Origin of the sequence: Mesorhizobium sp. M0870, from assembly GCF_040319775.1 — a bacterium.
GTDB lineage: Bacteria > Pseudomonadota > Alphaproteobacteria > Rhizobiales > Rhizobiaceae > Mesorhizobium.
The window spans coordinates 112,849-138,079 of the sequence record NZ_JAMYOI010000001.1 but is presented as its reverse complement, the minus strand read 5'-3'; the positions used below and the strand labels follow the sequence as shown (position 1 = coordinate 138,079).

Below are 25,231 nucleotides of genomic sequence, written 5' to 3'. Positions count from 1 at the left end.
AGAATGGGGTGATTTGGACGAATGGCCCGGATTTGGACGAATGGCCCCGATTTGGACGAATGGCCCCGATTTGGACGAATGGCATTGTCGCTGTCCAATGGCCTCACTATACCTGCGGCAAGGCCACTGGCTTTAGACACATCAGTTTGCGGAGACCGTGCATATGGCTGACGACAGCAGTATTTTCATCGGCGCCAGCCGCAAGCCCGACGACAGCTATCAGCGTGCCGAGCAGCTGTTGCTGCAATATGGGAATCGTCATGGCCTGGTGACGGGCGCCACCGGTACCGGCAAGACAGTCACCTTGCAGATCCTGGCCGAAGGATTTTCCAACGCCGGCGTGCCTGTGTTCTGCGCCGACATCAAGGGGGATCTGTCGGGCATCGCGATGATGGGCACGGCACAGGATTTCCTCGTCAAGCGGGCCGAACAGGTCAAGCTCGATCCTTATGACTTCCAGGAATTCCCCGTCATCTTCTGGGACTTGTTCGGCGAACAGGGTCATCCGATCCGCGCCACGGTCTCGGAAATGGGGCCGTTGTTGCTATCGCGCCTGATGAACCTGACCGAGGCGCAGGAAGGCATCATGAACATCGCCTTCCGCCTGGCTGACGAGGAAGGCCTGCTGCTGCTCGACATGAAGGACCTGCAGGCGCTCTTGGCCAACATCGCCGAGCGTGCCGACGAGATCGGCTCACGCTACGGCAACGTGACGAAGCCATCGGTCGGGGCGATCCAGCGCACGCTGCTCGTCCTGGAGCAGCAGGGCGCGGCGAACTTCTTCGGCGAACCGGCACTGCGTATCGCCGATATCATGCGCACCACCCGCGACGGACGCGGGGCCATCAGCGTGCTTGCCGCCGACAAGCTGATGATGAATCCGCGGCTCTACGCGACCTTCCTGCTATGGCTGATGTCGGAACTGTTCGAGGTGCTGCCGGAAGTCGGCGACCCCGACAAGCCGAAGCTGGTGTTCTTTTTCGACGAGGCGCATCTTCTGTTCGACGAAGCACCCAAGGTGCTGATCGATCGCGTCGAACAAGTGGTCCGACTGATCCGCTCGAAAGGCGTCGGCGTCTATTTCGTCACGCAGAACCCTTTGGATATCCCTGAAAAAGTCCTGGCCCAGCTCGGCAATCGCGTCCAGCACGCGCTGCGCGCCTATACGCCGCGTGAGCAGCAGGCAGTCCGGACGGCAGCCGAGACGTTCCGGCCAAATCCCGATTTTGACTGCATGACCGCCATTACCCAGCTTGCCACAGGCGAAGCGCTGGTCTCGACGCTGGAGGCCAAGGGTGTTCCGTCCATGGTGCAGCGGACGCTTATCCGCCCGCCATCCTCGCGGCTTGGACCCATAACTGCCGCTGAGCGGCAAAAGCTGATCCAGGAAAGCCCGGTCGCCGGCCAGTACGATCAGGCCGTCGACCGCGAATCGGCTTTCGAAATGCTGCAAAAAAAGGCCAAGGACGCGCAGGATGCCGAAGAGCAGGCCCAGCAGGCCGGCAGCGGCGGCTCGCGCTGGACCATTCCGGGCTTCGGCAATGACGATCCCGCGCCGCAATCGGGTGGCAGGCGCACATCTGCACCGCGCCCGTCCAACCGCCAGACGGTGGCCGAGGCGGCGATCAAGTCGGTGGTGCGCTCGGTCGGCTCGTCGGTCGGAAGGGCAATCGTGCGCGGGATATTGGGCAGTCTTTCCAGGGGGCGGTGAGCTTCGGATCTGAGGCAGAGGCATCCGCTTTGGCGAAATGCCCGTGGCTTGAAGCCGCATCGGATAGGCGGCATTGAGCCGGTTTTGGCGGACAGACGTTGGTTGGCCGGTTCGAGGAGGGCCCGAACCGACCTTTTCTGCGTCAGGTCGCTTCGAGCACCATGTTGAGTGGGGTCTGGGCAGCCCGCCGGACACGAGAGAACCCACCCGACCGGATCACTTCCGTCAGCCGGTTCTCTCCTGCTTGAGCTCCGAGCGCGAGGCCCGTCTCCTGTGCCAGTGATGTGGGAACGCAGATCATCGTCGAGGCCGAGTAGTACAGCCGTCCGACCGGATTGATATTTTCCTCCAGAGTATCTCCCGCCATGGGTTCGACGATCATCCAGGTGCCGCCCTCTTTTAGCGATTTGCGAATATGCACCGCCGCGGCCTTTGGGTCGCCCATATCGTGCAGGCAGTCGAAGCAGGTGATCAGATCGAAGCCACGCCCGCCAAAATCTTGCGCCCGGCCGACCTCGAAATTCAGGTTCGTCAGTCCGTACGACCGGGCATGCGCGGTCGCGGCGGCAATCGAGGCCGGATGGAAGTCGTAACCTATGAAGCGGGAGGCGGGGAAGGCCTGCGCCATCAGGATCGTCGACAGACCGTGCCCACACCCAACGTCGGCCACCGATGCCCCTGCCTTCAACGTGGCGACGACACCGTCAAGCGCCGGCAGCCAGTCCTTCACCAGGGCATTGACATAACCCGGCCGAAACAGACGTGACACGGCGCAAAACAGACACCCTGCCTGATCGCCCCAGGCAACGCCTCGCCCGGTCCTGAAAGCCGATTCCACTTTTGGCTGGTTCTCGACCATAGCAGCCGCGGTGTCGAAACCGCCAATCAGATGGACCGGGCTGTCGGGTTCGGCAAATACGAATGACTGCTCGGGCGTCAGCGAAAACCGTCCATGTTCATAGTGCACGTAGCCGGACGCCGCCTGCGCCGACAGCCATTCGCGAACGTAGCGACGCGCGCATCCTGCAGCATCGGCAAGTTCGTTGGCCTTCGCAGGGCCGATTTCCTTGAGCGTTTTGTAGAGACCCAGCGCATCTCCGATCCGAACCAACGGCACGCTGACCGCACCACCAAGGTCGCCCAGAACGCGGCCTACCAATTCATTGAGCCTGGTTTCATTGAGTTGCGTCATGTCGGGTTCCTCCTGATCTTCGGACGACGGCTTGTCGCTCCGCCGATTCCGAGGATGAGACCCCCTCTGATGATGGGCATGATGCAGCAGTCCCGTGGGGGAAGTGAAAGCGAATGCAAATAGGGACAGAAGTCCCTTATTTGTGGTCTGCGAGGAACTCAATCGGGCTGGGGCGCTCGCTCTCTGTCGGACAGCGTCATCACGATTGCCTGCGATCGGCTGTGGACGCCGAGCTTGCTGAAAATCATCGACAGTTGATTGCGCACGGTCTTCACGCTCTTGCTCAAGCGCTGCGCGATCGCGCGGTTGTCCAGCCCCTGTTTGACCAGATCCAGAAGCGCCGCCTCGGCAGGTGTCAGGCCGGCCTCTCGGATTGCGCGCGGCTGCCTGGGCCGCTCATGTCCGAGGAAGGCATCGAGTTCATCCTGGAACACCTTCCAGGCTGGCTCGGTCGGCAGGAGAACATGATTCTTGCTTTCAAGCGGCAGGAAGCGCGCTCCAGGGATCGCTGCGGCAAGCTTGCAGCCTTCATCGAACGGCACGCGCATGTCCCCGCGGCTGTGCGCGATCAACGTCGGGACGCGGAGTTTCACCGCGAGGTCGAGGACGTCGATCCCCTGCATCTGCCAGAGCAGGCGGGCGGCTACGTCGGCGCTTGCCGTCACGCGCTCAAGATCGCCCCACCAGCGGTGCTGTTCTTGTGTCCCGTTGGGAATGAAAAGGTTGGTGAAGAACTGGCAGAACGCAGGATTTTCGCGTCCCCAGCCAATGCGCACGAAATTGACGAGTGTTTCGGCTTCCAACCGCTCGGCCTCGGTCTGCGCTCGAACTCTCGCACCCTGGCCGTAGGCATTCAGCAGCACCAGATGCGACACCCGCTCAGGATGCCGCAGCGCATAGGCGATGCTGAGAGCGCCGCCTTGCGAAAGACCGAGCAGAACGAAACTTGGCTGCTCGATGGTCGCCGTCACGGCGTCCAGGTCTGCGTGCCACGCTTCGATCGAGAGGTCGGCGACATGGCGATCCGACAGACCGCAACCGCGTGGATCGTAGCGCACAAACTGGTTGTGGGCCGAAAGGGCCTGGAGCCATGGCCGCCAAACCGGGCTTTCGAGATCATAATCGACATGGCTCAGCCAGTGCGCCGCCCGAACGATCACCTTGCCTTCCCCGCATGATGCGACAGCGATGCGGGTACCGTCCTCGGACGTGCAGAACCGTATGCTCTGGCTGAGTTTCATCACCACAGAATATCGCAGTGGGCCGCCACGCGACAGACCGGTCTCCGCCGATGCAGAATCGGTTCCGTTTCAGAGAGACAATCCGGTGAAGGAGCGTCGTAACCGCCGCCCCTTCGCCTGCTCAGAAGATCGAATTGGTAATCGCCTTGACCGGTCCAAGTAGCACCGAACCGTCCGGCACTCCGGCGTCGATCGGGATCGCCTGTCGGTTGGCCGTCGCCACCATGGGTTGGCTGGCGTCGCTGGTCACGACGACCGGCGTCTTCGAGGGCACGCGATCATAGAGGTCGATAATGTCCTGGTTCATCAGACGCACGCAGCCTGACGATACCGACTTGCCGATCGACCGCCATTCAGGCGAGCCGTGCAGACGATAGAGCGTGTCGACATTGCCCTGGAACAGATAGAGCGCGCGTGCGCCGAGCGGGTTCTTCAGGCCGCCGGGCATGCCGCCATTGTCGGCGCTGTAGGGCTTCAATTCCGGCTGGCGGGCTATCATTTCGTCCGGCGGCGTCCACTTTGGCCATTTCTGCTTCCACTGAACGACGGCGTCGCCGGACCATTCGAAACCGGCGCGGCCAAGGCCGACGCCGTAGCGTATCGCCTGACCGCCTGGACGAACCAGATAAAGGAAGTGGCCGGTGGTATCGACGACTATGGTTCCCGGCTTCTGTCCCGTCGGGTCGGGAACGATCTGACGCAGGAACTGCGGATCGATCTTGTCGACGGGGATGGCCGGCAAATCGAAGCCGCCGTCGCTGACTGCCGCGTACATCGTCACATAATCGGTCAGGGGCGGTTCGACATAGGCTGGCGGCGGCGGCTCGACCGGGCCCGGCCCGGTAGTGGCGCATGCGGAAACCGCGATCGAAGCGGCGCCCAGGGCTGCGGCGTTGAGAAAGCCGCGACGGCTCAGGCGAAAAGATTCGATTTCGGTTATGGACATGGTTGCCTTCTTTAAGTCTCAAATCGCAACAAAGCGTGAATTCGCCGACAGTTCCGCGGGGTGCCTGACAACACCTGGGGCGATAGGCGGTTCCGATTCTGGCCCGAACGTGGGCAAACAAAGGCGAAGCTGTGACCGAGCCGCTACTGTGGCGCCAGAGACACAGGTCTCCTAGCTGCCGGGCACAAGGGCTTCGAGCGACGGCAGGATAAGGGCCGGTGGGAAATCCTGGTATTCTTCGGGCTGGTTGGAACGGTTGATCCACACCGTGCGAAAGCCGAATTTGGTGGCGCCTGCAATGTCCCAGCGGTTGGAGGACTGGAAGGAAACCGCGCCGGGGTAGAGGCGCCAGCCGGTGGCGACCATATCGTAGACAGCCGGATCGGTCTTGAAGCGCCGCACCCTGTCGACGGAATAGATGTCATCCAGAACCTGGTCGAGCGCGGCGGATTTGACCGCTGCCTGCAGCATTTCGGGCGAACCGTTTGACAGAATCGCCAGCCTCGCTCCCGAAGCCTTGAGCGCCTTGAGCACGGCCGGCACTTCCGGATAGCAATCCAGCCGCCAGTAGGCATCCAGCAATATCGCCTTGAGACCGGGGTCGGCCGAGGGAACCTTGCGCAAGGCGAAATCGAGCGCCTGTTCGGTCAGTTGCCAGAAATCGGCATAGGCGCCCATCAGCGTGCGCACCCAGGAATATTCGAGCTGCTTGGCGCGCCAGATCTCGGACAACAATTGGCCGTCCGGCCCGATCCGGTCTGCATGACGGCGCACGGCGGCATGCACGTCGAACAGCGTGCCATAGGCGTCGAAGACATAGGCGGCGTATTGCATGACAACAGTTTTGAGGGCAGGTGCGACAAGGTGCAAGCTTTGATTGCATTGCGCCCCGGCACTGGCCTCAACAAAACTCCATGATGCCGGTTGACGGCGCCCGCCAAAGCATCTTCCAATGGCCGTCACACGAGACCGATTGAGGCGGGACGACACGATGACACTGGCGGCTGCGGCGCAATCCGCGACATGGACTTTCGTCGATGGTGATTGGCACGAGGGCAACGTCGCCATTCTGGGGCCGCGCAGCCACGCCATGTGGCTCGGCACTAGCGTGTTCGACGGTGGCCGCTGGTTCGAAGGCGTGGCGCCGGATCTCGACCTCCATGCCGCCAGGGTGAATTCCTCGGCGATCGCGCTCGGCCTGAAGCCGAACATGAGCGCCGACAAGATCGTCGGGCTGACATGGGATGGGTTGAAGAAGTTCGACGGCAAGACGGCGGTCTATATCAGGCCGATGTACTGGGCCGAGCATGGCGGCTATATGGGCGTGCCGGCCGATCCCGCCTCGACCCGCTTCTGCCTTTGCCTCTATGAATCACCGATGATTCCGGCGACTGGCTTTTCGGTGACCGTGTCGCCGTTCCGGCGTCCGACCATCGAAACCATGCCGACCAACGCCAAGGCCGGCTGCCTTTACCCCAACAACGGTCGGGCCATTCTCGAAGCCAAGATGCGCGGCTTCGACAACGCAATGGTGCTCGACATGCTGGGCAACGTCGCCGAGACCGGAACCTCGAACATCTTCCTGGTCAAGGACGGTCACGTCTTTACGCCTGCGCCGAACGGCACCTTCCTGTCCGGCATCACCCGCTCGCGCACGATAACGCTGCTCGGCGAATATGGCTTCAGGACCACGGAAAAGACGCTGTCGGTGCGAGATTTCCTCGAAGCGGACGAAATTTTTTCGACCGGGAACCATTCCAAGGTGGTGCCGGTCACGCGTATCGAGGATCGCAATCTGCAACCCGGGCCGGTGGCCAAAAAGGCGCGCGAACTCTATTGGGCTTGGGCGCATTCGACTTCCCCTGCTTGAGCGGATAAAAAGGCGACCGACGCTTCATCCGGAGTTGTCCCAATCCATTCCAGACCTATCTTACTCCGGTATCGACACCGGATTTTTCCACGAGGGAGTACTATCCATGGCCTTTGAATTGCCCGCTCTGCCTTACGACTATGAGGCCTTGCAGCCTTACATGTCGAAAGAGACGCTGGAATATCACCACGACAAGCACCACAAGGCGTATGTCGATAACGGAAACAAGCTCGCCGCCGAGGCCGGCTTGGGTGATCTGTCGGTCGAAGAGGTGGTCAAGCAGTCGTTCGGCAAGAATGCCGGCCTCTTCAACAATGCTGCCCAGCACTACAACCATATCCATTTCTGGAAGTGGATGAAGAAAGGCGGCGGCGGCAACAAGCTGCCGGGCGCCTTGCAGAAGGCAGTCGATAGCGATCTTGGTGGCTATGACAAGTTCAAGGCCGACTTCATTGCCGCCGGCACGACTCAGTTCGGTTCCGGCTGGGCCTGGGTCTCGGTCAAGGATGGCAAGCTGGCGATCTCGAAGACGCCGAACGGCGAGAACCCGCTCGTTCATGGCGCGTCGCCGATCCTTGGCGTCGATGTCTGGGAGCACTCCTATTACATCGACTATCGCAACGCCCGGCCGAAATATCTCGAGGCGTTCGTCGATAGCCTGATCAACTGGGACCATGTCCTCGAATTGTACGAAAAGGCCTGATGCATGTTGCCCAAAAGTGCGCAGCGGTTTTGGGATAACGACATGCACGAAAACAAAGACTCAAACCGCGTCGTTCGAGTCCGCTTGAACACAGCGCGTTTGATGTCCTGATCGATCGTAGAGAAGCCCCGCGCGATGAACTGCTCCCCCGAAGGTTGATGCCCAACTTTCGGGGGGCAGTTCGAGCGGGGCTTTTCTTTTTCTGCGTCGAGATTCCCGTAACAACAAAGGTCTGGCAAAAATCATCAGGGGGAAGGGAATTTTCCCCCTGATGCATCCGTTAACGTCCTGTCCCGAAATGCCTTCATCATGGAGCCAATTGAATGAGAAAGCTTGTTATCGCCATCTCTATGCTCGCACTCGCGGCCTCGGCGGCTTTTGCCGACCCGATCCTCGATCGGCAGGCACTGATGAAGGAACGCGGAAAGATCGTCGGCGGCCTGTCGAAAGTGGTCAAGGGCGAGGAACCCTTTGATGCGGCGGCTGTGTTGACGCAACTTCAGGCGCTGCAGGCGAATGCCGACAAATTCGATGCCGATGCGCTGTTCCCGGCCGGCAGCGACACCGGCGACACCACGGCCTCGCCGAAGATCTGGGAAGACATGGCTGGCTTCAAGGCAGCGGAGGACAAATATCTCGCCGACGTCAAGGCTGCGGTCGCTGCGGCTCCCGCCGATGCCGACGCGCTGAAGGCGCAAGTCGGCGCTATCGGCTCGGATTGCGGCACCTGCCATCAAGGCTACAGAATCAAGAAGGGCTGATCACCAGCCATGGCATGGCTGAAGAAACTTGTCGGCGCCGTCGTCATTCTGGGCGGCGTCGGTGCAGTTGCCGGGTGGGTCCTGTCGGCGCCGGTGAGGCTCGACAGGGAAACCTTGGCCAAGCTCGGTCCTGGCGACGCAGCCAGGGGCAAGCGCATCTTTTATGCCGGCGGTTGCACATCCTGCCATGCAAAGCCGGGCTCACAGGGCGACACGCGGCTTCAGCTCGTTGGGGGCCTCGAACTCAAGACGCCCTTCGGAACCTTCGTGCCGCCCAACATTTCGCAAGATCCCAAGGACGGTATCGGCGCATGGTCTGTCGAGGACCTCGCCAATGCCATGCTGAAGGGCGTGTCGCCTTCTGGTGAGCATTTTTATCCGGCGTTTCCCTATGCATCCTACGCGCGCATGAATCCGGCCGACATTGGCGATCTCTATGCCTTCTTGAAGACGTTGCCGGCCGTCGCCGGCAAGGCGCCGGGCAATTCGCTCGATTTCCCCTTCGATATCCGCCGCGGCATCGGCCTGTGGAAATTGCTCTACCTCAGCGACCAGCCGGTTGTTGCCTTCCCCGAAGGCACGCCTGATCCGGTGATATCAGGCCGCTACCTGGTCGAAGGGCCAGGCCATTGCGGCGAATGCCACACGCCGCGCGATCTTGCGGGCGGCACGAAGAAGAACGAATGGCTGGCGGGCGCCGTGGCCGCGGAAGGCAGTGGCGTCGTGCCGAACATCACATCAGGCGAGGGCGGTCTCGCCGAATGGTCGGAGGCAGATATCGCCAACTATCTCGAAACCGGCTTCACGCCCGATTTCGATTCGGTCGGCGGCGCCATGGTCGACGTCCAGCGGAACATGGCCGAACTGACGCCGCAGGACCGTGCGGCCATCGCCGCCTATCTGAAGGCGATCCCGGCGCATCCAAACGGCTATCCGGCCCGCAAGAAGACGGCGAACTAGACCGGGTCTGCGGATAACAGGTGGCGGTCGCCGAGAAAATCGAAGCCCGTTTCGAAGAAATGGTTGTAGTTGCAGGTCAGCTCTTCGCCAGGCGCGATGTCGCGCAGCGCAAAGCTCTCCTCGGGTGAGGAGACGTCGCAGTTCGGCTCGTCGGCATGGTTCATATAGCGCGCGTCGTCGGCTTCGAAGACGATGTAGTTCGGATCGCGGCGGTCGGGATAGGAGTAGCGATCGAGATAGCTCTTCACCGGGCCGGCCACGCGCTCATAAGTCTCGACCTCGATGAGCCGATCGAACCTTGGGTCCAGCTTCCAGATCAGAGTGCCGCGAGGAATGTGGTTCTTGGCAAAGACGCCGATTCCCTGGATAGGCGATTTGTCGAGATAGACGTCGACGAGCAGCATAATGGACCTTTACGCGATTGGAGGCTGTCAGGCCGGGAAAAGCCGCGCACTGGGTAGCGCGCGGTCACCGCAATTGCGAGTGAAAATGAGCAACGGGAACTTCAAAAAGTCCTGATCACCCAGCCCTCCGGAAAGGGCGCGTCGATCATCGTCTGGAGTCAGCGTTGCTGCAGCGCCAGACGGACGCCCAAAGCGCAGTAGATGCCGCCGACAACTTTGCCCTGCCATCGTAACACTGACGGATTTCGGCGCAGGAGCGTGCCGAGCCGGCCAGCGCTCACGGCAAAGACGACCGTGCTGAAAAGGCCCAGTACGACGAAGATGACCCCCAACGCGGCCATCTGAAGCATCACCGTTCCGTTTTCAGGCCGCACGAACTGAGGCAGGAAGGCGAGGAAGAACAGAGCGGTTTTGGGGTTGAGCACTTCGGTCAGGACAGCCTGTCGAAACGCCTTGCCGGCAGAGATCGCAAGCGCGCCGGCAGCCGGATTGGCCGGTGTTTTCTCCATGATCGCGCGAATGCCGAGATAGATCAGGTAGGCCGCGCCGATGTACTTTATGACGATGAACAGCGTCGCCGACGCGGCGATGACCGCCGATATGCCGATCATCGCCATGACGGTGTGAAAGACATCGCCGGCAGCGATCCCGGCGCCCGTCGCGATGCCGACCTTGGTTCCGGAACTCGTTGCCCGGGCGATCGTCAGCAGGGTGGCGGGGCCTGGAATGAAGACGAAGCCGAAAACGACCGCGATGTAAGCGATCAGAGTGGTGAGGTCGATCATTTGTTGGTTGCTCCCGTAGGCTGCGCCTTGCCCATCACTTTCAGCGCGAAGGAATAGGTGTAGGCGATCTCTTCCAGCCGCGAAAACCGGCCGGAAGCGCCGGCATGGCCCGAATCCATGTTGATCTTGAACAGAACCGGATTGTCCCCGCTCTTGCGATCACGCAGGCGGGCCACCCATTTGGCCGGTTCCCAGTAGGTGACGCGCGGATCGGTGAGACCGGCCAGCGCCAGGATCGGCGGATAGTCGTGATCAGCGACATTGTCATAGGGCGAGTAGGCGGCAATGGTCCGGTAGTCGTCGGCGGACGCGATCGGATTGCCCCATTCGGGCCATTCCGGCGGCGTCAGCGGCAGGGTCGCATCGAGCATGGTGGTGAGCACATCGACGAAGGGAACCTCGGCGACAATGCCGCCAAAACAATCCGGCGCCATGTTGGCGACGGCACCCATCAGCATGCCGCCGGCCGAACCGCCCTGCGCGACGATACGGTCATGCGCCGTGTAACGCTCCGTGACCAGATGGCGCGCGACGGCGATGAAATCGGTGAACGTGTTCATCTTGTTCTCCCGCTTGCCCTCATCGTACCAGCCATAGCCCTTGTCCTTGCCGCCGCGAACGTGAGCGATGGCGAAGACGAAGCCACGGTCGACCAGCGAGAACCAGTTGGTGTTGAAGGCGGCCGGCACGGTGATGCCATAGGAGCCGTAGCCATAAAGCAGGCAAGGTGCGGATCCATCCAGCGGCGTGTCGCGATGATGCAAAAGCGAGATCGGCACCAGTTCGCCGTCGCTGGCCGGCGCCATCAGGCGCCGCGTGACATAGTGGTCCGCATCATGGCCGGACGGCACTTCCTGGGTCTTCAGCAGCACCCGCTCGCGGGTGCGCATATTGTAGTCGAACACCTGCGCCGGCGTCGTCATCGACGAGTAGGAAAAGCGCATGATCTCGGTGTCGTACTCATAAGAACCCGACAGTCCGAGCGAGAAGGCCTCCTCGTCGAGGGACAGAAGATGCTCCTCGCCGCTGATCCGGTCGCGCACGACGATGCGCGGCAGGCCTTCCTTGCGTTCGAGCCGGACCATGTGGTCCCTGAAGCCGATCACCGACAGGATCAGCCGACCGGGCTCATGCGGCACCAGTTCCTGCCAGTTGGCGCGCACGGGATCGCCCGCCGGTGCCGTCATGATCTTGAAGTCCTTGGCGCCGTCGGCATTGGTCAGGATGAAGAAGATATCGCCGCCTTCTTCCAACTCGTACTGAAGGCCAATCTCGCGCGGCGACACCAGTTTCGGCTCGGCAAACGGATCGTCGGCGCGCATCAGGCGGTATTCCGAGGTCTCGTGATCGTTGATGCCGATCATGATCCACTCGTTGTTGCGGGTGCCGTCGACATTCATGAAGAAGCCGGGATCGGTTTCCTCATAGATCAGCCGGTCGCTTTGCGGGCTGTCGCCAAGCGCATGGAACAGCACCTTCGACGGGCGGTGGTTGGGATCGAGACGTGTATAGAAGAAGCCGTCATTGCCAGCGTTCCAGACACCTGAACCGCCGGTGTCGGGGATCTGGTCCGCAAGCTCCCTGCCGTCGGCAAGGTCACGCACGCGAAGCGTGTAGAATTCGGAGCCCTTGTCGTCGAATGCCCAAAGCAGCCTTGCGTGGTCGGCCGAATGGTCGACGCCGCCAAGACGGAAATAGGCCTTGCCCGCGGCCTCCGCGTCGCCATCGAGCAGGATATGCTCGGCGCCGCCGTCGCGTGGCATGCGGAAATAGCGCGGCTGCTCGCCACCAAGCTTGAAGGACGAGCCATAGGCATAGGGTCCGTCCTTCATCGGCACGGAAGAATCGTCTTCCTTGATACGGCCCTTCATCTCCTTGAAAAGCTGCTTCTGCAGTTCGACCGTGTCGGCCATCAGCTTCGACTGGTACGCGTTCTCCGCCTCGAGTTCTACGCGGATTCCCGCATCGAGCAATGACGGGTCGCGGAACATCTCCTGCCAGTTGCCGGCCCGCAGCCAGGCATAGTCGTCGGTTCGCGTGATGCCGTGATGCGTGTCGGAAACCGGCCGCTTCTCGGGCGTAGGCGGGCTGACGATCGGAAATATGGATGTCTTGGTCATTGCGTCTCGCTTTGCCAGTATCTTGAATGGGCCAGTATCTTGAATGGACCATCTCAAATGGAGAAATATCTTGAACGGCGAATGAACACGCCGCTCAGGGCAGGTTCAAGAGCCACAGCGTATGGGTTGTGTCGGCTCCAGGAGATGAGCCGGGAGGAGAGATGATGACTATTTGGTCTCGGACTGCTGCGGCTTTCGCCGTTGCTTCACTAACTCTGGCCTTTGCCGGCCAGTCTCATGCGACCGTATTCGCGGCTTGGCAAGTGGCCAATGTGCCGTTCGGCGATACGCTCAATCTACGCAAATACCCTTCGGGCACATCCCAGAAGCAGGCGGGATATCCGAACGGGACCGTTCTGCAGATGAGCGGGCGATGCACCGGCGGAATAAACCTGCTCGACATCGCCAACCAGCCGGCATGGAAGCAGGAACAGAAGATTCGCTATCGCTGGTGCGAAGTCTGGCATGATCCGGCCCAGAACGGCAATTTCATCACCGGCTGGGCCTATGGCAAATACATCACCCCGCAATGATTGACGCGGCAGCAATCAGCCGATCGGTTGGATGACAGGCATGCATGATTGCTTACGTATGACCACGGCAACCTATGGTTTTGTGGATAAATGTGAACAACCAATATTGCTCGGGCGATAGCCAAGCAAGATCAAACATTAAAACCCGTTTCGTGAGTTGCCACGAATGTAACGGCGATCTGACGTTACGTCAGCCGCCGCCGGCGGGAGCGCGAAATATCGATAAATTACACAATGCACGAAAGATTGAAGCTGATCGTGGAATAATTGATCAATATCGTTCAATATAGCGTAAGGGCCGAATTGACTTACTTGGTCTCCGCGCTCATTGATGTGCCCGCGACACGAATCGTAGAAACTCTACCTGCACAAAATTCGTGCGATGCCCTGCTTGTAAAAAAGGGCGCAGATCGATGTAACTCTTGTTGGGGCCCGAAGACCATGGATATTGTCGAAACACCTTCCAGAAACAGCGATGCGCTGATCGAATTGACCGCCGATGTGGTGGCCGCCTATGTCAGCAACAATCCCGTGCCGGTCGGCGAATTGCCGAACCTGATATCCGATGTCCATGCTGCGCTCGGGCGTGTGGGCGGAACCGCCGAACAGCCGCCTGCCGACAAGCAGAAGCCGGCGGTCAACCCGAAGCGGTCGGTTCATGACGACTACATCGTCTGCCTTGAAGACGGCAAGAAGTTCAAGTCGCTGAAGCGTCATTTGATGACCCACTATGACCTGACACCGGATCAGTATCGCGAAAAGTGGAACCTTGACCCGACCTATCCGATGGTTGCACCCAACTATGCGGCTGCCCGGTCACAGCTTGCCAAGAAGATGGGCCTCGGCCGCAAGCGCAAAGCGCGGTAATCGCTGCCAGAGCAATTCCAGCGCATAGAGCTTTCCCTTGGGAATTGCGTTAAAATAAGCCAGATCGGATCGACATCAACGGCGCCTTCGGGCGCCGTTTGATTTTTGCGCGCCGCGACGCGCGGATCGGGTGTGGAGGTGTCAGGCGGTCTGCTTGAGCGCTGCCTCGGCGTCGCGCTTGATGCGCTTGACCATCGAGCGAAGGCCGTTGGCGCGCTGCGGCGACAGATGTTCGTCGAGGCCGAGTTCTTTCAATGTCGCTTCCGCATCGGTCTGCTGGATTTCGCTGGCGGTCCTGCCGGAAAACAGCGCCAGCATGATCGCAACCAGCCCACGCACGATATGAGCGTCCGAATCGCCGGTGAAGGTGATGACTGGGTCGGCTCCAGCTCCGCGTTCGGTGGTCAGCCAGACCTGGCTCACGCATCCCGGCACCTTGTTGGCGGCGCTGCGCTGCTCGTCGGGAAATGGCGGCAGCGCCTCGCCGAGTTCGATGACATAGCGATAGCGGTCTTCCCATTCCTCGAGGAACGAAAAATCGTCGCGGATCGTCTGGATCGTGGTGGTCATGGCCCGGATATAGTCACGCGGCGGCGCCGCGTCACGGAAAAAACAAGGACACCGCGGGCGTCGAGAGGGCAGACAGCCCGCGGTGCGCCGTCGAAACGGCTTAATTCTGAGGCGGCAGGTTGACGGTCTCGGGCAAGACGATTTCTTCGGGCAGGCTGCCGGTCATCGTGGATGTGTCGGGGCTGGCGGCGGACTTGTCGTCCATTATCGCTGCCGCGATCTTGGCGGTCTCCTTGGCGCGGGCGGTGATGGTGTGCATTGCCGACTTGCCGGTCTCGCAGACATCGGGCTTGCGTTCGCAAATGCCGGCGATATCGCCAACCGCTTCGCGTGCCGCAAACAAGGCCTGGATCGGCCCGACGCTTTCGCGGCCCGATTCATCGGGGCCGACAGTCAGCGGCAGCGCCAGCAGCACCAGCGAAAACCAGAAAGCCATTCTTATGAGGAAGACCATGCCCTTGCCCTCTCGTCGTGACCGGATCATGCATCCATATGGCATGACCTCTTTTGTAGGCAGGATCTTGGCACACAGGCGCAAAGGACGGCTTGCAGGCAAAGAGAGAATTTTCCTCAAATTTTAGGCAAATTCGAGACGAAGCGTTCTGCAATCGTTTTGTCTCAATTGCCAGTGATTTTCCTTAACAACAAATAACCATATATCCCCATGATTTTCCTGTATTTTTCTTGGAATGTGGAAGTCCGAGTGCCGTGTGCGCTCTGTCCGATAGGTGCCGTCGCCGGATAACTCTCCGTTTACTATGGCTGCATTTGCCCGTGCTTTCGGCGGCCGGCATCCCGATATTTGCCGCAGGCCAGGGCCTTGGTCGGCCCTGCCTTATCCATTCCTTAAACGCTGGATGCGAGTTTCAAAGCCAACCAGAACCATCTGCAAAGCAGAGCTGTCCACGACAAGTGCGAGTGCGTTGAGTTGAGTTCAATCAAGGCCAGATACGTTGAATTGCCTGGCGCGATTTCTGCCGGTTGCGAACGTATGGTCCATCCGTCCATCCTTGGGCGGAGCGACCGCGAGCGCCAGCGCCGTTTCATCGGCGTCATGCTCGCCGCTCCTTTCTTTGCCGCCGGCGCCGCGGTCACGCTGGTCACTTCAGGCATGGGCGTTGCCGTCACCATGGCCGCCATCTTCGCCGCCTTTGGCCTGTGCTGGTTCGTCGCCTTGCTGGTGGCAGCGACCGGCAAGATGGCGATGGCGAGTCGGGTCGCCCTGGTGCTGGCCGGCATTTCGCTCGGCAGTCTCATTGCCGCCGCGGGCGGGTTGGGTTCGCCTGTCGCCATGCTTGTCTTGGCGCTGCCTTTCGAAGCCTGGTGGATCGGCGGCTCGCGACGTGCAGCACTGTGGGGAGCCGTGTCGGCCGCTGTCGCCATCCTGGCTCAGCCTTTGGCTGGAACCGTATTTCCTTTCGCAGGAGCGCAGATCGCGGCGTGGCACTGGCTGGTGCCGTTGGTGTGGGCGCTGACACTGATGCCGCGTGCATCGGCGTTTCAAAACACCGCCGACGCGGCTGTGGTCGACACTGCCGACCGGCTCGAAGACATCATCGATGCGGTGGTCTTGCGCGTTGCCCGTCATGGCGAGGTACTGGACGCGTCGCCAAAGGCCCGCACGCTTTTGAAACTGCCGCCCGAACTGCTGTCCGGAAACGGCCTCTTCGATCGCGTCCATCTGTCGGATCGCGTTTCCTATCTCAGCGCGATGGCCGACATGCGCGACGGTGCGCTGTCGCGCCGGCTCGAATTGCGCATCCGGCTGCCTCAGAACGGCAATAGCCTGACGGCCGACAATTACCGGCCGTTCTCGCTTGATCTGGTGCGTGGTGAGGAACAGGGTGGCGTCTTTACGCTCGTCCTGCGCGAGAATGACGAGATCAGCCGGTTGCGCGAGGATCTCGCGGCGGCCAATGAGGCGGCCGCATCCGCCGAGGTGGCGAAGGGGCGCTTCCTGGCGGTGGTCAGCCACGAACTGCGCACGCCGTTGAATGCCATCATCGGCTTCTCGGATATGCTGCTGCACGAGATGTTCGGCGCCTTCAAGGATCCGCGCCAGAAGGAATATGTCGGCTTGGTACGGGATTCGGGCCAGCATCTGCTCGCCGTCGTAACCTCGATACTCGACGTGTCCAGGATTGAATCGGGCGTTTACGCGACCGAACCCGAGCCGTTCCGGTTCGCGGAAGCGGTCGACATGTGCCAGTCGATGATGCAACTGCAGGCGCAGGCCAAGAACATCGATCTGCGGGCGCAGATCGCGCCGGACGCCGGCGACATCAATGCCGATCAGCGCGCCGTGCAGCAGATGCTCATCAACCTGGTCTCCAACGCGATCAAGTTCACCCCCGACGGCGGCGACGTCGTCGTCGGTGCCAAGCGGATCGGTTCGCGCCTGCATTTCTGGGTCAGGGACACCGGCATCGGCATCGCCGAGGAGGATTTCGCCAATCTCGGCAAGCCCTTCATGCAGATCCAGAACGACTATACCCGCCGTTTCGAGGGGACTGGTCTTGGCCTTTCACTTGTCAAGGGTCTGGTGGCGCTCCACGAAGGCACGATGTCCATCGAAAGCATGCCGGGCGAGGGCACCACGGTGACCATCAGCCTGCCGGTGAACGGACCGAAGGGACATCAGGCGGAGAAGGCCGGCGTGCTGACCATGCCTGTAGCGATGGCGAAAGGGGACAGAAATGGCTCGCTCCGCAAAACAGGCTAAGGCGGTCAAGCGCCGCAGCAACGCCTTTCAGGACGGCGCTGTCGTCGTCGGCGGCATGATCTCGCGCAACCCTGTCCTGGTGGGCGGCTCGACGGCATTCCTGGTGACGCTGTTCTACGTCTCCGCAAATGCCTTGTGGTACCAGCCTTTCCCGCATGCCGGCGCATTCTTCGCGACCCGCAGCATTGCGGGTTTTCCGCACGCGGCGCCCGACGAGCCGGAAACGACGTTCAACATCGTGCGGCCATCCGGCGCGCCGGCACCGATCAAGGGCGATCCGGTTGTCGAGCAGGTGCAAGGCATATTGAAGGATCTCGATTTCTATTCGGGAACGGTCGACGGCATTTCCGGACCCAACACCCGCAAGGCTATCCAGGACTATCAGCAGAAGGTTGGGCTCAACACGTCCGGCGAGATCGACGCGCTTCTGCTCGATCAACTGGGCGCGACGCCGAAAACCGCTTCCGTGGTACCCAGGCCGCAGCCGCGTCCGGATACGTCGGCCGCCGTTCCGGTGTCTTTGCAGACAGGTTCGGGACAGACAAATTCCGGACAGGCGAATGCCGCGACGCAAGCGCCCGATGCCCGCATCGTCAAGATCCAGGCCGGGCTCAAGGCGTTCGGCAATGACGACATGCAGCTGGATGGTGTCGTCGGCGCGCGCACCAAGGCAGCGATCAAGGAATTCCAGTCGCTGTTCGGGCTGCCGCAGACCGGCGAGCCCGATGAGATCGTCTACGTCAAGATGCGCGAGATCGGCCTGACCAACTGACGGCTGAAACGACGGCTCGCCCAGCGGGGGAAATATCGACAAAGCAATTCCAGGAAAAGTGTGAAACGGTTTTCCGTCCGGAATCGCGTCAAACAAGGGCTAAAGTAGTTTGCCGTTTCCTTGAAACGGCAAACTACTTTAGAGAACCCGCCTGCCTTGTTCTCATGCATGCCGTTGTTCCAAAACCGGGACCCACCTTTTGGGCGACATGCATTCGCGGAGTTTTCTCATGCGTGTCACATCGGATCTGTGGGTCTCGGCCCTGTTGCGCCGGGTTTTCAGCGCCGGTGGATTTGCCGCCGTGGTCAAGCGCGGCGCGACCGAGGCCGGCGCTGTGTTCGTGCTGGCGCGGGGCAGGCTGGGTGAGGTTGCCCTGTTCGGGCCGGCGCCGCAGACAAGCTATGATTCGGCCAAGCCCGACGACCGGTTTTTCACTCTGCTCGGAGCCGGCGAGGATGCCGCGGTGCTCGACGCTAGGCTGGAAAGGGAGAAAAAGTTCGATCCCGATATCTGGGTGGTCGAGATCGAGGCCGGCACCGTGCCCGTCGAGGAGCTTATTTCCGTGAAGACGCCCTGAGGCCGGAGGTATCAGCCGCATCGTCGCTGTTCGAAGCGGTGCCTGTATCGCTGTTGGCAGGTGCTGCGCCGCGAACCGCCCTTGAAAGGGTTTCCGCCCGCCACGACCGCATCTTGTCCTGGGCCGCTTCGCGATGCAGCAGCCGGTAACGGTCGAGGAAAGTCCGGATAGCCTGCGGATGCGGGAACTGGCTGGGATAGACGGCAACCGTGATCAGGAAGGCCCTGTCTTCGCTGAGGTCGAGCGAGCGTAAGGCGGCAAGCAGCGAGGCGTAATTCTGGTTGGCGGTGAGCGATCGCGCGATCTCGAAATCGATATCGAGTGCATCGGCGAGCGCGGTTTGGAAGAACGCGGCGTTTCCCGTCAGAGCTGTCTCGCGCAATTTCACATAGGTGTCGGCGCCCTTGAAAGGATCGGCGCCCGTCGCTGCCGCCTCGTCGCCGGTGCGCATCATCGAGCGCAGCCTGCGCCGTGCATTCTCAGCCGCGATGCCGAGTGCCTGTTCCCGGGCCAGCTCGCCGGAGGCGCTTTCCGCGCTCGCTGGCGCGATCTTGTCTGCTGCAGCGGCGTTCGCATCCGGGTCCGGCGCACGCACCAGGGTTGGCCTCTCGAGGGCCCTGATCAGATCAGCAATGGTCGGGTTCAAGCTCTTGCGGCGCGCGATGGCACGCGCATGCGGCAGGCCATGTCGCCCGATCAGGGCGATGAGATCGATGTCGCTGACGGCGCGTGAGCGGATGAGCAGCGGCGCGGCAATGTCGACCGGTTCCTCGCAAAGGCGGCGCACCAGGGCGGCGGGGGCGTATTCGCATTCGGAAAGGGCGGCTGCCACGTAACGGCGAGATTCGACGGACACGTCATTGAACAGCGGCAGTGTCAGGTCTTCGAGTTGACCGATTTCGCGACGTGAAGGGCGGGTGAGCGAGCAGAACGCCGACACCGCGGCGCGGAACAGCCTTTCGGCCTTTCCCGAGTTTTTTCGCACCGCAATTTGCCTGAAGTCCGAAGATGACACGAAGGATACGCCCGTACTCGACACAAGCTTGGCCGCGCTCGACCGGGACTGTGCCGGTTTCGCGAGCGCCAAGAACAAAGATCAAGTTAGCGGCGATCCGTTAGCGTTCCGTTAACCCTCTGCCGGCCTTAATGACATTTGGAGGCGTTGCGTTGTGCTCCGGGGAAACCGAGAGGAATGCGCGAACCATGGGCATGGTACTGTCTTTCGTGCCGCGTACGGCACCAAACACCAGAGTAAAGCAAACCGCTGAAATGCCGGCGGCGGTGATCATCTTTCCCGGCATCCGCTACGAGCGGCCGTGTGCCGGCGAAGTGCGGCCGGTCGATCCCGACAAGCCGGGCTCGCCAGGGACGAAGCCGGTCCCGCATCACTAGAAGTCCTGCAACTCGCAGGAACTCTGTTCGAAGAAGTGCGACACGATCGGCTTCCAGCTGCTGTCGGGCACGAAGGCGCGGATGACGAAGATGCCTTCCTCGATCGGCGCTTCGACGAAGATCGCCCCCTGAAGATCCTCGGGAAGGTCCTTGCGCACGTCGATCATTTGCGCCGGCGTCAGCACGACGGCATCCAGAACGCCGCCGGTCGCTGTGTGGTCGTTGAAGGAATAGATGTTGTGGCCGCTGCGGTCATAGACCGAGACCGACCAGAACGGGACATGTCCAGGTGCCTTGACGCGGACCATGCCTTCGCCCAGATCGAACCGGCAGGCCGTCGCGTAAAACAGCGGGTCGACGGATTTCACCACGGGCGCGCCACCGGCCTCGGCATCGAGCCGCGTCATCTTGTAGAGATCCGACGCCATGGACAGCCGCGACCAGGCATCGCGTTCGGAAAACTCGGGCACCAGCAGCAGCACGGCGATGTGCACGATGCCGGCGCCGAGCAGCCCGAGCAGGACAGCATGCAGAAGTCCGCGCATCGCAGCGTAAAAACTACGCATTGCAGCCGACCTTGACGATATGCGGCAGCGAGACGTCCGACAGGCCGGTGCTGCTGGCGATCGGCGTGTCGTAGAAGGTCAGCACGAAATACATCCTGCCGGAGCCGTCTGTCAGCAGCCAGTTGCCCGGCATCGGGTGATGGCCGGCGGAAATGATCACCGAATTGTCGGGCTGGCGCACCACCCCATAGGATTGCAGCGCCGCCAGCCGGGGTTTGCCGGTTTCGACCACGCCGAGCGACTGGTCGGCGGCATAAAGCGTCCAGAACCGTGCCGTCGGGAAACCACCCTCGATTGTGTAGGTGCATTCGCGCTTGAGCTCGGCGCCGCCCGTGTCGCGCTCGGCGACGAAGGACAGCCCCTCGGCGCGGCCGAGCGCAAGCACACCCTCGCGCGCCACGCGGGCCTTGGAATAGGGATCGGCGGCCGGCGTGCCGATATCGGGAAAGGCCGTCCATTGGCCGATCCTGATGGCGCCGACACCATCCTGGACTTTCAGCGCATACCAGACGCTGCCGCCACCGCCGACGATGGCTATGGCAAGCGAAAGCAGCGTCAGGAAGGCATTCTTGAGCATGAGGGGCCGGGAACACGAAGAGTTGCCGCTCGGGGATATCGCGGCGCGGGGCCTTGTGGCAAGCGGGCCGATGGATTTGCCGCCCCGGACCAGTTGAAAGACCTGCCCAGTCGGAAAGATCACAGCGCCGACAGCGTCTCCGGCGGTTGAGGCGTACTGAGGACGGGGGCCGACTGGAACAGCGTGGTCATGTCCCGCAGCGTCTGGGTCGTGCGGCTGGACAGCACCGGCGGCCGCTCGGCCGCCGCATTGGCCGCCGCCTGTTCGTCGCTCTTCTTCAGCGCTTCCTCGGCCTTGGCCGCGATCTCCTCGTCGACGAAAGGTTTGTCGATGCCCGGGATCGGCTTGAGGTCGATATTCTGGTGCGCGTAGACCATCAGTCGCTGCCACACCATCGCCGGCAGTGAGCCGCCGGTCATGTTCTTGGTCGGCGTGAAGTCGTCATTGCCCATCCACACCGCCGCCGTGTAGTTGCCGGTGAAGCCGACAAACCAGGCGTCGCGGTAGGACTGCGTCGTGCCCGTCTTGCCAGCGACGACGATGTTGGGAAGTTGAGCCCGCCGCGCGGTGCCCATCACCGGCACTGCCGCCAGCATGGTGTTCATCGATTTCAGTGCCTGCTCCGACAGCACCCGGTGCGGCGGCGGCGCATCCTTGGCGAAATCATAGACCACCTCGCCGGTGCGGGTGACGAGCTGGCTGACGCCGTGCCGGGAGCCGACGAAGCCATTGTCGGCGAACACGCTGTAGCCCGTCGCCTGGTCCATCACGGTCATGCCCGAGGTGCCGAGAACCATCGTCTTGTGTGCTTCGATCGGCGATTCCACACCCATCGCCTCGGCCATGGCCTTGATCGGGCCGATGCCGAGATGATCCTTGGCCAGCCGCACCGGCACGGTGTTGATCGATTTGGCCATTGCCATGATCAAGGTGACGTTGCCCGCCGACCCGCCGTTGTAATTGTGCGGTGACCAGCTGCCCCAACTGATCGGGCCGCCGGAAATAATGGAGTTGGGAGTGAAGCCGTGTTCCATCGCCGTTGCGTAGACATAGGGCTTGAATGACGAGCCGGTCTGGCGCAGCGCCTTGGTGGCGCGGTTGAACTGGCTGGCGCCGTAGTCGCGGCCGCCGACGATGGCGCGCACGGCGCCGTTGGTCTCGATGACCACGACCGCGCCCTCGGTGACGTTGTACTCCTTGCCGAACTGGCGCAGGTGGAATTCCACCGATTCTTCCGCCGCCTTCTGGATGTTGGCGTCGAAGGTCGTGTGGGCGACGAGCGAGTGCTGGCCGGGCTTGGCGATCTTCTTGACCTCGTCGAATGCCCAGTCGAGGTAATAATCCGGGCTCTTCTGTTCGCCTCGATCGACGACGTCGGCCGGATGCAACCTTGCCTGCAAAACCTGGCCCTCGGTCATGAAGCCGGCATCGACAAGGTTGGACAACACCACATTGGCGCGCGCACGCGCCGCCGGCAGGTTGATGTGGGGGGCGTATTTGGTCGGCGCCTTGAACAGACCGGCCAGCATCGCCGCTTCGGCGAGGTTCAGGTCCTTGACGCTCTTGCCGAAATAGAAGTCGGCGGCCGCCTCGATGCCGAACGTGCCGCCGCCCATATAGGCGCGGTCGAGATAGAGCTGCAGGATTTCTTTCTTCGACAGATTGGCCTCGAGCCACAGCGACAGGAAAGCTTCCTTGATCTTGCGCTCCAGCGTGCGCTCATTGGTGAGGAACAGGTTCTTGGCCAATTGCTGGGTGATGCTCGAGCCGCCCTGGACGACGGAGTTCGCCCGCACATTCTCGAAGATGGCGCGCGAAAGGCCGAGCACATCGATGCCGTAGTGATCGAAGAAGCGACGGTCCTCGGTGGCAAGCACCGCCTTGATGACGTGATCGGGCATCTCGTCGACCGGCACGGAATCGCGCTGGATGATGCCGCGCTGGCCGATCTCGTTGCCATAGCGGTCGAGGAACGTGACGGCGAAGTCGCCCTGGGCGCGCCAGTCGCCGGCAGTGTCCTGGAAAGCCGGAATGGCCAGCGCCAGCATCACCACGATGCCGACGGCGCCGAGCGTGAAACCTTCGCTCAGCAGTTCGATGATGCCACGGCGCCAGCCGTTGACGCGGAAGCGCCGCGAGAAGATCGTCGCCGATTCCCAGAACTGGCGCGCCTTGAAGCCGATCTCGTAGAGCGAGGAATCGATCCACGCGTCGAGCGCCAGCAGCCGGGCGGCGATCGGACCTCTTCTCTTGCGCGGTTCGGGACTGGCCATTCGATATCCGGCTAGCAATTGCACGACCTGAGAACCGCAAACCGGCAATTTCAGGGCGATGCATTCCACAAGACTATTCCTCCATTTTTCCAGCACTCACAAGGGCGGCGAAGACACAGTATCGGGTTTGTTGCTGATGGGCCGGGCCGGGAATACAACTCGACGCCAACAGCATGTGACAGCAAAAGCCCGCGCCTCCAGCGGCGACGTGTGCTTTTTTATCACTGCAGCACGGGCGCGCCTCAAGCAGCTCGCAGGCTTTCTTTCGGGCGCAAATTCTGGTTCATGCGGAACAGGTTCAATGGGTCGTAGCGCTGCTTGATTTCCAGAAGCCGTCGATGGTTGCCACCATAGGCCGCTTCGACCCGGTCGACCTCGTCCTCCGGCATGAAGTTCACATAGGCGGTGCCGGCGGCATAAGGCTTGGCCGCCTCGTAGATTGAACGAGCCCAGTCGGTGCAAGCCTTGTCCATCGTCGGTTCGCGCCAGCGGGCGTGAACGTTCATGACGAAATGCGAACTGCGCTGTGGAAACGCCGTTGCGTCCTCCTTGACGCGACCTGCCGCGCCGCCGACATGGCCGATAAATATCTCGCATTCGGGTCCCGGCAGCCTGGCTATTGCCCCCCTGACGACCGCAGCCGCCTCCTCGGAAAACTCGGTGAAGTCATGGCTCTTCCAGTAGTTGCGGGCGCCGGGCGTGAGCAGTGGGTCGAATGCCTGCTGCCAGCCGGTGAACGGGCTGGGGCCCACGACATCGGCAATCGGCGTGCCGATGGCTCGAAGTTTTTGCGTCGCCTTTTCGCCTGCCTCGATGTCGCCGCAATAGCACATGGCCAGCACCAGAACCTCCTTGCCATGCCACTCCGCGGGCAGGAAGGGCAGCGGCGGCGCCTGCCGCATGACCACCCAGCAGGTCAACTCGTCAGGTGCGGTCTCGAGCGCCTTGCGATACTCCCGCAGCACCTTTTCGGCATCGGCGAAGGGATGGACGACAAGCCCCGCCAGCACTTGCGGTCCAAACTCATGGAGTTCGAACTCGAATGCCGTGACGACGCCGAAATTGCCGCCGCCACCGCGCAGCGCCCAGAACAAGTCGGGATTTTCGGCATGGCTGGCCCGGAGCAGTTTGCCATCGGCGGTGACCACATCGACGGAGGCAAGATTGTCGATGGTCAGGCCGAATTTGCGGGTGATCCAGCCGAAGCCGCCACCCAGCGTCAGGCCAGATATGCCGGTGGTCGAGTTGATGCCGGTCGGTACCACCAGCCCGAAGGCCTGCGTTTCCTTGTCGACATCGGCAAGCGTCGCGCCAGGCCCGACCCATGCCCGCCGCGCAGCGACATCGACCCGCACCGATTTCATCAATGACAGATCAATCATCAGGCCACCATCGCAGACCGCACTTCCGGCAATGTTGTGGCCGCCGCCGCGCACCGAGACGAGAAGCCTGTTCTCCCTGGCGAAATTCACGGCACTGATGACATCAGAAGCTCCGACGCAGCACACGATCAGCCCGGGCAGCCGGTCGACCGTGGCATTCCAGACGGTCCGTGCTTCGTCATACGCGGCATCGCCTTCGCTCAGCATTTTGCCGCGCAATTGTGCCGAAAACGCTTCCAGGGCTGCGGCGTCGACTGTCGTTTTGCCGCGTTCAAGCGTGGTGAGGCTCATGGTGTTCATGGTTTCC

Annotated in this window: 25 protein-coding genes; 11 read left to right on the top strand and 14 right to left on the bottom strand. The window is 61.6% G+C overall.

What is annotated here, in order from left to right; all coding sequences use genetic code 11:
- Positions 1-163 precede the first annotated feature (163 nt).
- Positions 164-1,711 carry a helicase HerA-like C-terminal domain-containing protein gene (locus NKH97_RS00685; protein WP_023812775.1) on the top strand — a complete coding sequence of 516 codons (1,548 nt, stop codon included), beginning with the start codon at positions 164-166 and terminating at the stop codon, positions 1,709-1,711.
- A 142-nt stretch (positions 1,712-1,853) separates the two neighbouring features.
- Here NKH97_RS00685 and NKH97_RS00680 read toward each other — a convergent pair whose 3' ends face one another.
- From NKH97_RS00680 to NKH97_RS00665, 4 genes are all read right to left on the bottom strand, one after another.
- Positions 1,854-2,903: a class I SAM-dependent methyltransferase gene (locus NKH97_RS00680; RefSeq protein WP_023812776.1), complete on the bottom strand. Its 1,050-nt coding sequence runs from the start codon at positions 2,901-2,903 to the stop codon at positions 1,854-1,856.
- Positions 2,904-3,061: 158 nt separating this feature from the next.
- Positions 3,062-4,144: an alpha/beta fold hydrolase gene (locus NKH97_RS00675; RefSeq protein ID WP_352441365.1), complete on the bottom strand. Its 1,083-nt coding sequence runs from the start codon at positions 4,142-4,144 to the stop codon at positions 3,062-3,064.
- 121 nt (positions 4,145-4,265) lie between these two features.
- On the bottom strand, positions 4,266-5,090 hold the full coding sequence (locus tag NKH97_RS00670) for a L,D-transpeptidase (RefSeq protein WP_023812778.1): 825 nt from the start codon (positions 5,088-5,090) through the stop codon (positions 4,266-4,268).
- Positions 5,091-5,261: 171 nt separating this feature from the next.
- On the bottom strand, positions 5,262-5,924 hold the full coding sequence (locus NKH97_RS00665; protein ID WP_023812779.1) for a haloacid dehalogenase type II: 663 nt from the start codon (positions 5,922-5,924) through the stop codon (positions 5,262-5,264).
- Positions 5,925-6,081: 157 nt separating this feature from the next.
- Between NKH97_RS00665 and NKH97_RS00660 the strand changes: the two genes are divergently transcribed.
- The 4 genes from NKH97_RS00660 to NKH97_RS00645 all read left to right on the top strand — a co-directional run bounded on the left by NKH97_RS00660 (position 6,082) and on the right by NKH97_RS00645 (position 9,384).
- Positions 6,082-6,960 (top strand): branched-chain amino acid aminotransferase, encoded by an 879-nt coding sequence (locus NKH97_RS00660; RefSeq protein WP_023812780.1) that lies wholly within the window; start codon positions 6,082-6,084, stop codon positions 6,958-6,960.
- Between the two features lie 106 nt (positions 6,961-7,066).
- The gene (locus NKH97_RS00655) at positions 7,067-7,663 is read left to right on the top strand and encodes a superoxide dismutase (protein ID WP_023812781.1); all 597 of its coding nucleotides are present in this window, start codon (positions 7,067-7,069) and stop codon (positions 7,661-7,663) included.
- 323 nt (positions 7,664-7,986) lie between these two features.
- Positions 7,987-8,424: a c-type cytochrome gene (locus tag NKH97_RS00650; protein ID WP_023812782.1), complete on the top strand. Its 438-nt coding sequence runs from the start codon at positions 7,987-7,989 to the stop codon at positions 8,422-8,424.
- Between the two features lie 9 nt (positions 8,425-8,433).
- A complete protein-coding gene (locus NKH97_RS00645) occupies positions 8,434-9,384 on the top strand; it encodes a cytochrome c (RefSeq protein WP_352441310.1) in 951 nt (316 codons plus the stop codon).
- Here NKH97_RS00645 and NKH97_RS00640 read toward each other — a convergent pair.
- The 3 genes from NKH97_RS00640 to NKH97_RS00630 form a co-directional block, all read right to left on the bottom strand.
- Entirely contained in the window at positions 9,381-9,788 is a 408-nt protein-coding gene (locus NKH97_RS00640; protein WP_023812784.1) for an SET domain-containing protein, read from the bottom strand. The genes NKH97_RS00645 and NKH97_RS00640 overlap by 4 nt on opposite strands.
- 158 nt (positions 9,789-9,946) lie before the next feature.
- Entirely contained in the window at positions 9,947-10,573 is a 627-nt protein-coding gene (locus tag NKH97_RS00635; RefSeq protein ID WP_023812785.1) for a LysE family translocator, read from the bottom strand.
- Positions 10,570-12,693 carry a S9 family peptidase gene (locus NKH97_RS00630; RefSeq protein WP_352774662.1) on the bottom strand — a complete coding sequence of 708 codons (2,124 nt, stop codon included), beginning with the start codon at positions 12,691-12,693 and terminating at the stop codon, positions 10,570-10,572. Before NKH97_RS00630 ends, NKH97_RS00635 begins: the two co-directional genes overlap by 4 nt.
- Positions 12,694-12,857: 164 nt before the next feature.
- Between NKH97_RS00630 and NKH97_RS00625 the strand changes: the two genes are divergently transcribed.
- Together NKH97_RS00625 and NKH97_RS00620 are read left to right on the top strand one after the other, a co-directional pair.
- Entirely contained in the window at positions 12,858-13,226 is a 369-nt protein-coding gene (locus NKH97_RS00625) for an SH3 domain-containing protein (RefSeq protein ID WP_352795223.1), read from the top strand.
- 441 nt (positions 13,227-13,667) lie between these two features.
- On the top strand, positions 13,668-14,093 hold the full coding sequence (locus NKH97_RS00620) for a Ros/MucR family transcriptional regulator (RefSeq protein WP_013532660.1): 426 nt from the start codon (positions 13,668-13,670) through the stop codon (positions 14,091-14,093).
- A 141-nt stretch (positions 14,094-14,234) separates the two neighbouring features.
- On the opposite strand, the gene NKH97_RS00615 is transcribed toward NKH97_RS00620, so the two are convergent.
- Together NKH97_RS00615 and NKH97_RS00610 are read right to left on the bottom strand one after the other, a co-directional pair.
- A complete protein-coding gene (locus NKH97_RS00615) occupies positions 14,235-14,663 on the bottom strand; it encodes a SufE family protein (protein WP_127292519.1) in 429 nt (142 codons plus the stop codon).
- 100 nt (positions 14,664-14,763) lie between these two features.
- On the bottom strand, positions 14,764-15,117 hold the full coding sequence (locus NKH97_RS00610) for a DUF5330 domain-containing protein (RefSeq protein WP_023812789.1): 354 nt from the start codon (positions 15,115-15,117) through the stop codon (positions 14,764-14,766).
- Positions 15,118-15,654: 537 nt separating this feature from the next.
- Between NKH97_RS00610 and NKH97_RS00605 the strand changes: the two genes are divergently transcribed.
- From NKH97_RS00605 to NKH97_RS00595, 3 genes are all read left to right on the top strand, one after another.
- On the top strand, positions 15,655-17,385 hold the full coding sequence (locus NKH97_RS00605; RefSeq protein WP_352774664.1) for an ATP-binding protein: 1,731 nt from the start codon (positions 15,655-15,657) through the stop codon (positions 17,383-17,385).
- Positions 17,360-18,157: a peptidoglycan-binding domain-containing protein gene (locus NKH97_RS00600; protein WP_352795222.1), complete on the top strand. Its 798-nt coding sequence runs from the start codon at positions 17,360-17,362 to the stop codon at positions 18,155-18,157. The genes NKH97_RS00605 and NKH97_RS00600 overlap by 26 nt, the downstream gene beginning before the upstream one ends.
- A gap of 229 nt (positions 18,158-18,386) precedes the next feature.
- Positions 18,387-18,734, top strand: coding sequence for a DUF1491 family protein (locus NKH97_RS00595; RefSeq protein WP_128302985.1), 348 nt, complete (start codon positions 18,387-18,389; stop codon positions 18,732-18,734).
- On the opposite strand, the gene NKH97_RS00590 is transcribed toward NKH97_RS00595, so the two are convergent.
- On the bottom strand, positions 18,712-19,749 hold the full coding sequence (locus NKH97_RS00590; RefSeq protein WP_352795221.1) for a hypothetical protein: 1,038 nt from the start codon (positions 19,747-19,749) through the stop codon (positions 18,712-18,714). The genes NKH97_RS00595 and NKH97_RS00590 overlap by 23 nt on opposite strands.
- 188 nt (positions 19,750-19,937) lie before the next feature.
- Between NKH97_RS00590 and NKH97_RS00585 the strand changes: the two genes are divergently transcribed.
- Positions 19,938-20,126 (top strand): hypothetical protein, encoded by a 189-nt coding sequence (locus tag NKH97_RS00585; protein WP_023812794.1) that lies wholly within the window; start codon positions 19,938-19,940, stop codon positions 20,124-20,126.
- On the opposite strand, the gene NKH97_RS00580 is transcribed toward NKH97_RS00585, so the two are convergent.
- The 4 genes from NKH97_RS00580 to NKH97_RS00565 form a co-directional block, all read right to left on the bottom strand.
- Entirely contained in the window at positions 20,123-20,692 is a 570-nt protein-coding gene (locus tag NKH97_RS00580) for a DUF1254 domain-containing protein (protein WP_128302988.1), read from the bottom strand. The two genes, NKH97_RS00585 and NKH97_RS00580, sit on opposite strands and share 4 nt — an antisense overlap.
- Positions 20,685-21,269 carry a DUF1214 domain-containing protein gene (locus NKH97_RS00575; protein ID WP_352795220.1) on the bottom strand — a complete coding sequence of 195 codons (585 nt, stop codon included), beginning with the start codon at positions 21,267-21,269 and terminating at the stop codon, positions 20,685-20,687. Before NKH97_RS00575 ends, NKH97_RS00580 begins: the two co-directional genes overlap by 8 nt.
- 119 nt (positions 21,270-21,388) lie before the next feature.
- The gene (locus tag NKH97_RS00570; RefSeq protein ID WP_023812797.1) at positions 21,389-23,542 is read right to left on the bottom strand and encodes a transglycosylase domain-containing protein; all 2,154 of its coding nucleotides are present in this window, start codon (positions 23,540-23,542) and stop codon (positions 21,389-21,391) included.
- Positions 23,543-23,784: 242 nt separating this feature from the next.
- Entirely contained in the window at positions 23,785-25,224 is a 1,440-nt protein-coding gene (locus NKH97_RS00565; RefSeq protein WP_352795219.1) for an FAD-binding oxidoreductase, read from the bottom strand.
- Between the last annotated feature and the right edge of the window lie 7 nt (positions 25,225-25,231).

What these genes read in the sequence shown, in the direction of transcription:
- NKH97_RS00575 (WP_352795220.1), bottom strand. Translation starts at nt 21,269, where the DNA reads ATGCTCAAGAATGCCTTCCTGACGCTGCTTTCGCTTGCCATAGCCATC.
- NKH97_RS00655 (WP_023812781.1), top strand. Translation starts at nt 7,067, where the DNA reads ATGGCCTTTGAATTGCCCGCTCTGCCTTACGACTATGAGGCCTTGCAG.
- NKH97_RS00635 (WP_023812785.1), bottom strand. Translation starts at nt 10,573, where the DNA reads ATGATCGACCTCACCACTCTGATCGCTTACATCGCGGTCGTTTTCGGC.
- NKH97_RS00630 (WP_352774662.1), bottom strand. Translation starts at nt 12,693, where the DNA reads ATGACCAAGACATCCATATTTCCGATCGTCAGCCCGCCTACGCCCGAG.
- NKH97_RS00615 (WP_127292519.1), bottom strand. Translation starts at nt 14,663, where the DNA reads ATGACCACCACGATCCAGACGATCCGCGACGATTTTTCGTTCCTCGAG.
- NKH97_RS00625 (WP_352795223.1), top strand. Translation starts at nt 12,858, where the DNA reads ATGACTATTTGGTCTCGGACTGCTGCGGCTTTCGCCGTTGCTTCACTA.
- NKH97_RS00660 (WP_023812780.1), top strand. Translation starts at nt 6,082, where the DNA reads ATGACACTGGCGGCTGCGGCGCAATCCGCGACATGGACTTTCGTCGAT.
- NKH97_RS00680 (WP_023812776.1), bottom strand. Translation starts at nt 2,903, where the DNA reads ATGACGCAACTCAATGAAACCAGGCTCAATGAATTGGTAGGCCGCGTT.
- NKH97_RS00605 (WP_352774664.1), top strand. Translation starts at nt 15,655, where the DNA reads ATGGTCCATCCGTCCATCCTTGGGCGGAGCGACCGCGAGCGCCAGCGC.
- NKH97_RS00645 (WP_352441310.1), top strand. Translation starts at nt 8,434, where the DNA reads ATGGCATGGCTGAAGAAACTTGTCGGCGCCGTCGTCATTCTGGGCGGC.
- NKH97_RS00610 (WP_023812789.1), bottom strand. Translation starts at nt 15,117, where the DNA reads ATGGTCTTCCTCATAAGAATGGCTTTCTGGTTTTCGCTGGTGCTGCTG.
- NKH97_RS00675 (WP_352441365.1), bottom strand. Translation starts at nt 4,144, where the DNA reads ATGAAACTCAGCCAGAGCATACGGTTCTGCACGTCCGAGGACGGTACC.
- NKH97_RS00670 (WP_023812778.1), bottom strand. Translation starts at nt 5,090, where the DNA reads ATGTCCATAACCGAAATCGAATCTTTTCGCCTGAGCCGTCGCGGCTTT.
- NKH97_RS00570 (WP_023812797.1), bottom strand. Translation starts at nt 23,542, where the DNA reads ATGGCCAGTCCCGAACCGCGCAAGAGAAGAGGTCCGATCGCCGCCCGG.
- NKH97_RS00620 (WP_013532660.1), top strand. Translation starts at nt 13,668, where the DNA reads ATGGATATTGTCGAAACACCTTCCAGAAACAGCGATGCGCTGATCGAA.
- NKH97_RS00585 (WP_023812794.1), top strand. Translation starts at nt 19,938, where the DNA reads ATGGGCATGGTACTGTCTTTCGTGCCGCGTACGGCACCAAACACCAGA.
- NKH97_RS00685 (WP_023812775.1), top strand. Translation starts at nt 164, where the DNA reads ATGGCTGACGACAGCAGTATTTTCATCGGCGCCAGCCGCAAGCCCGAC.
- NKH97_RS00580 (WP_128302988.1), bottom strand. Translation starts at nt 20,692, where the DNA reads ATGCGTAGTTTTTACGCTGCGATGCGCGGACTTCTGCATGCTGTCCTG.
- NKH97_RS00665 (WP_023812779.1), bottom strand. Translation starts at nt 5,924, where the DNA reads ATGCAATACGCCGCCTATGTCTTCGACGCCTATGGCACGCTGTTCGAC.
- NKH97_RS00595 (WP_128302985.1), top strand. Translation starts at nt 18,387, where the DNA reads ATGCGTGTCACATCGGATCTGTGGGTCTCGGCCCTGTTGCGCCGGGTT.
- NKH97_RS00600 (WP_352795222.1), top strand. Translation starts at nt 17,360, where the DNA reads ATGGCTCGCTCCGCAAAACAGGCTAAGGCGGTCAAGCGCCGCAGCAAC.
- NKH97_RS00565 (WP_352795219.1), bottom strand. Translation starts at nt 25,224, where the DNA reads ATGAACACCATGAGCCTCACCACGCTTGAACGCGGCAAAACGACAGTC.
- NKH97_RS00640 (WP_023812784.1), bottom strand. Translation starts at nt 9,788, where the DNA reads ATGCTGCTCGTCGACGTCTATCTCGACAAATCGCCTATCCAGGGAATC.
- NKH97_RS00650 (WP_023812782.1), top strand. Translation starts at nt 7,987, where the DNA reads ATGAGAAAGCTTGTTATCGCCATCTCTATGCTCGCACTCGCGGCCTCG.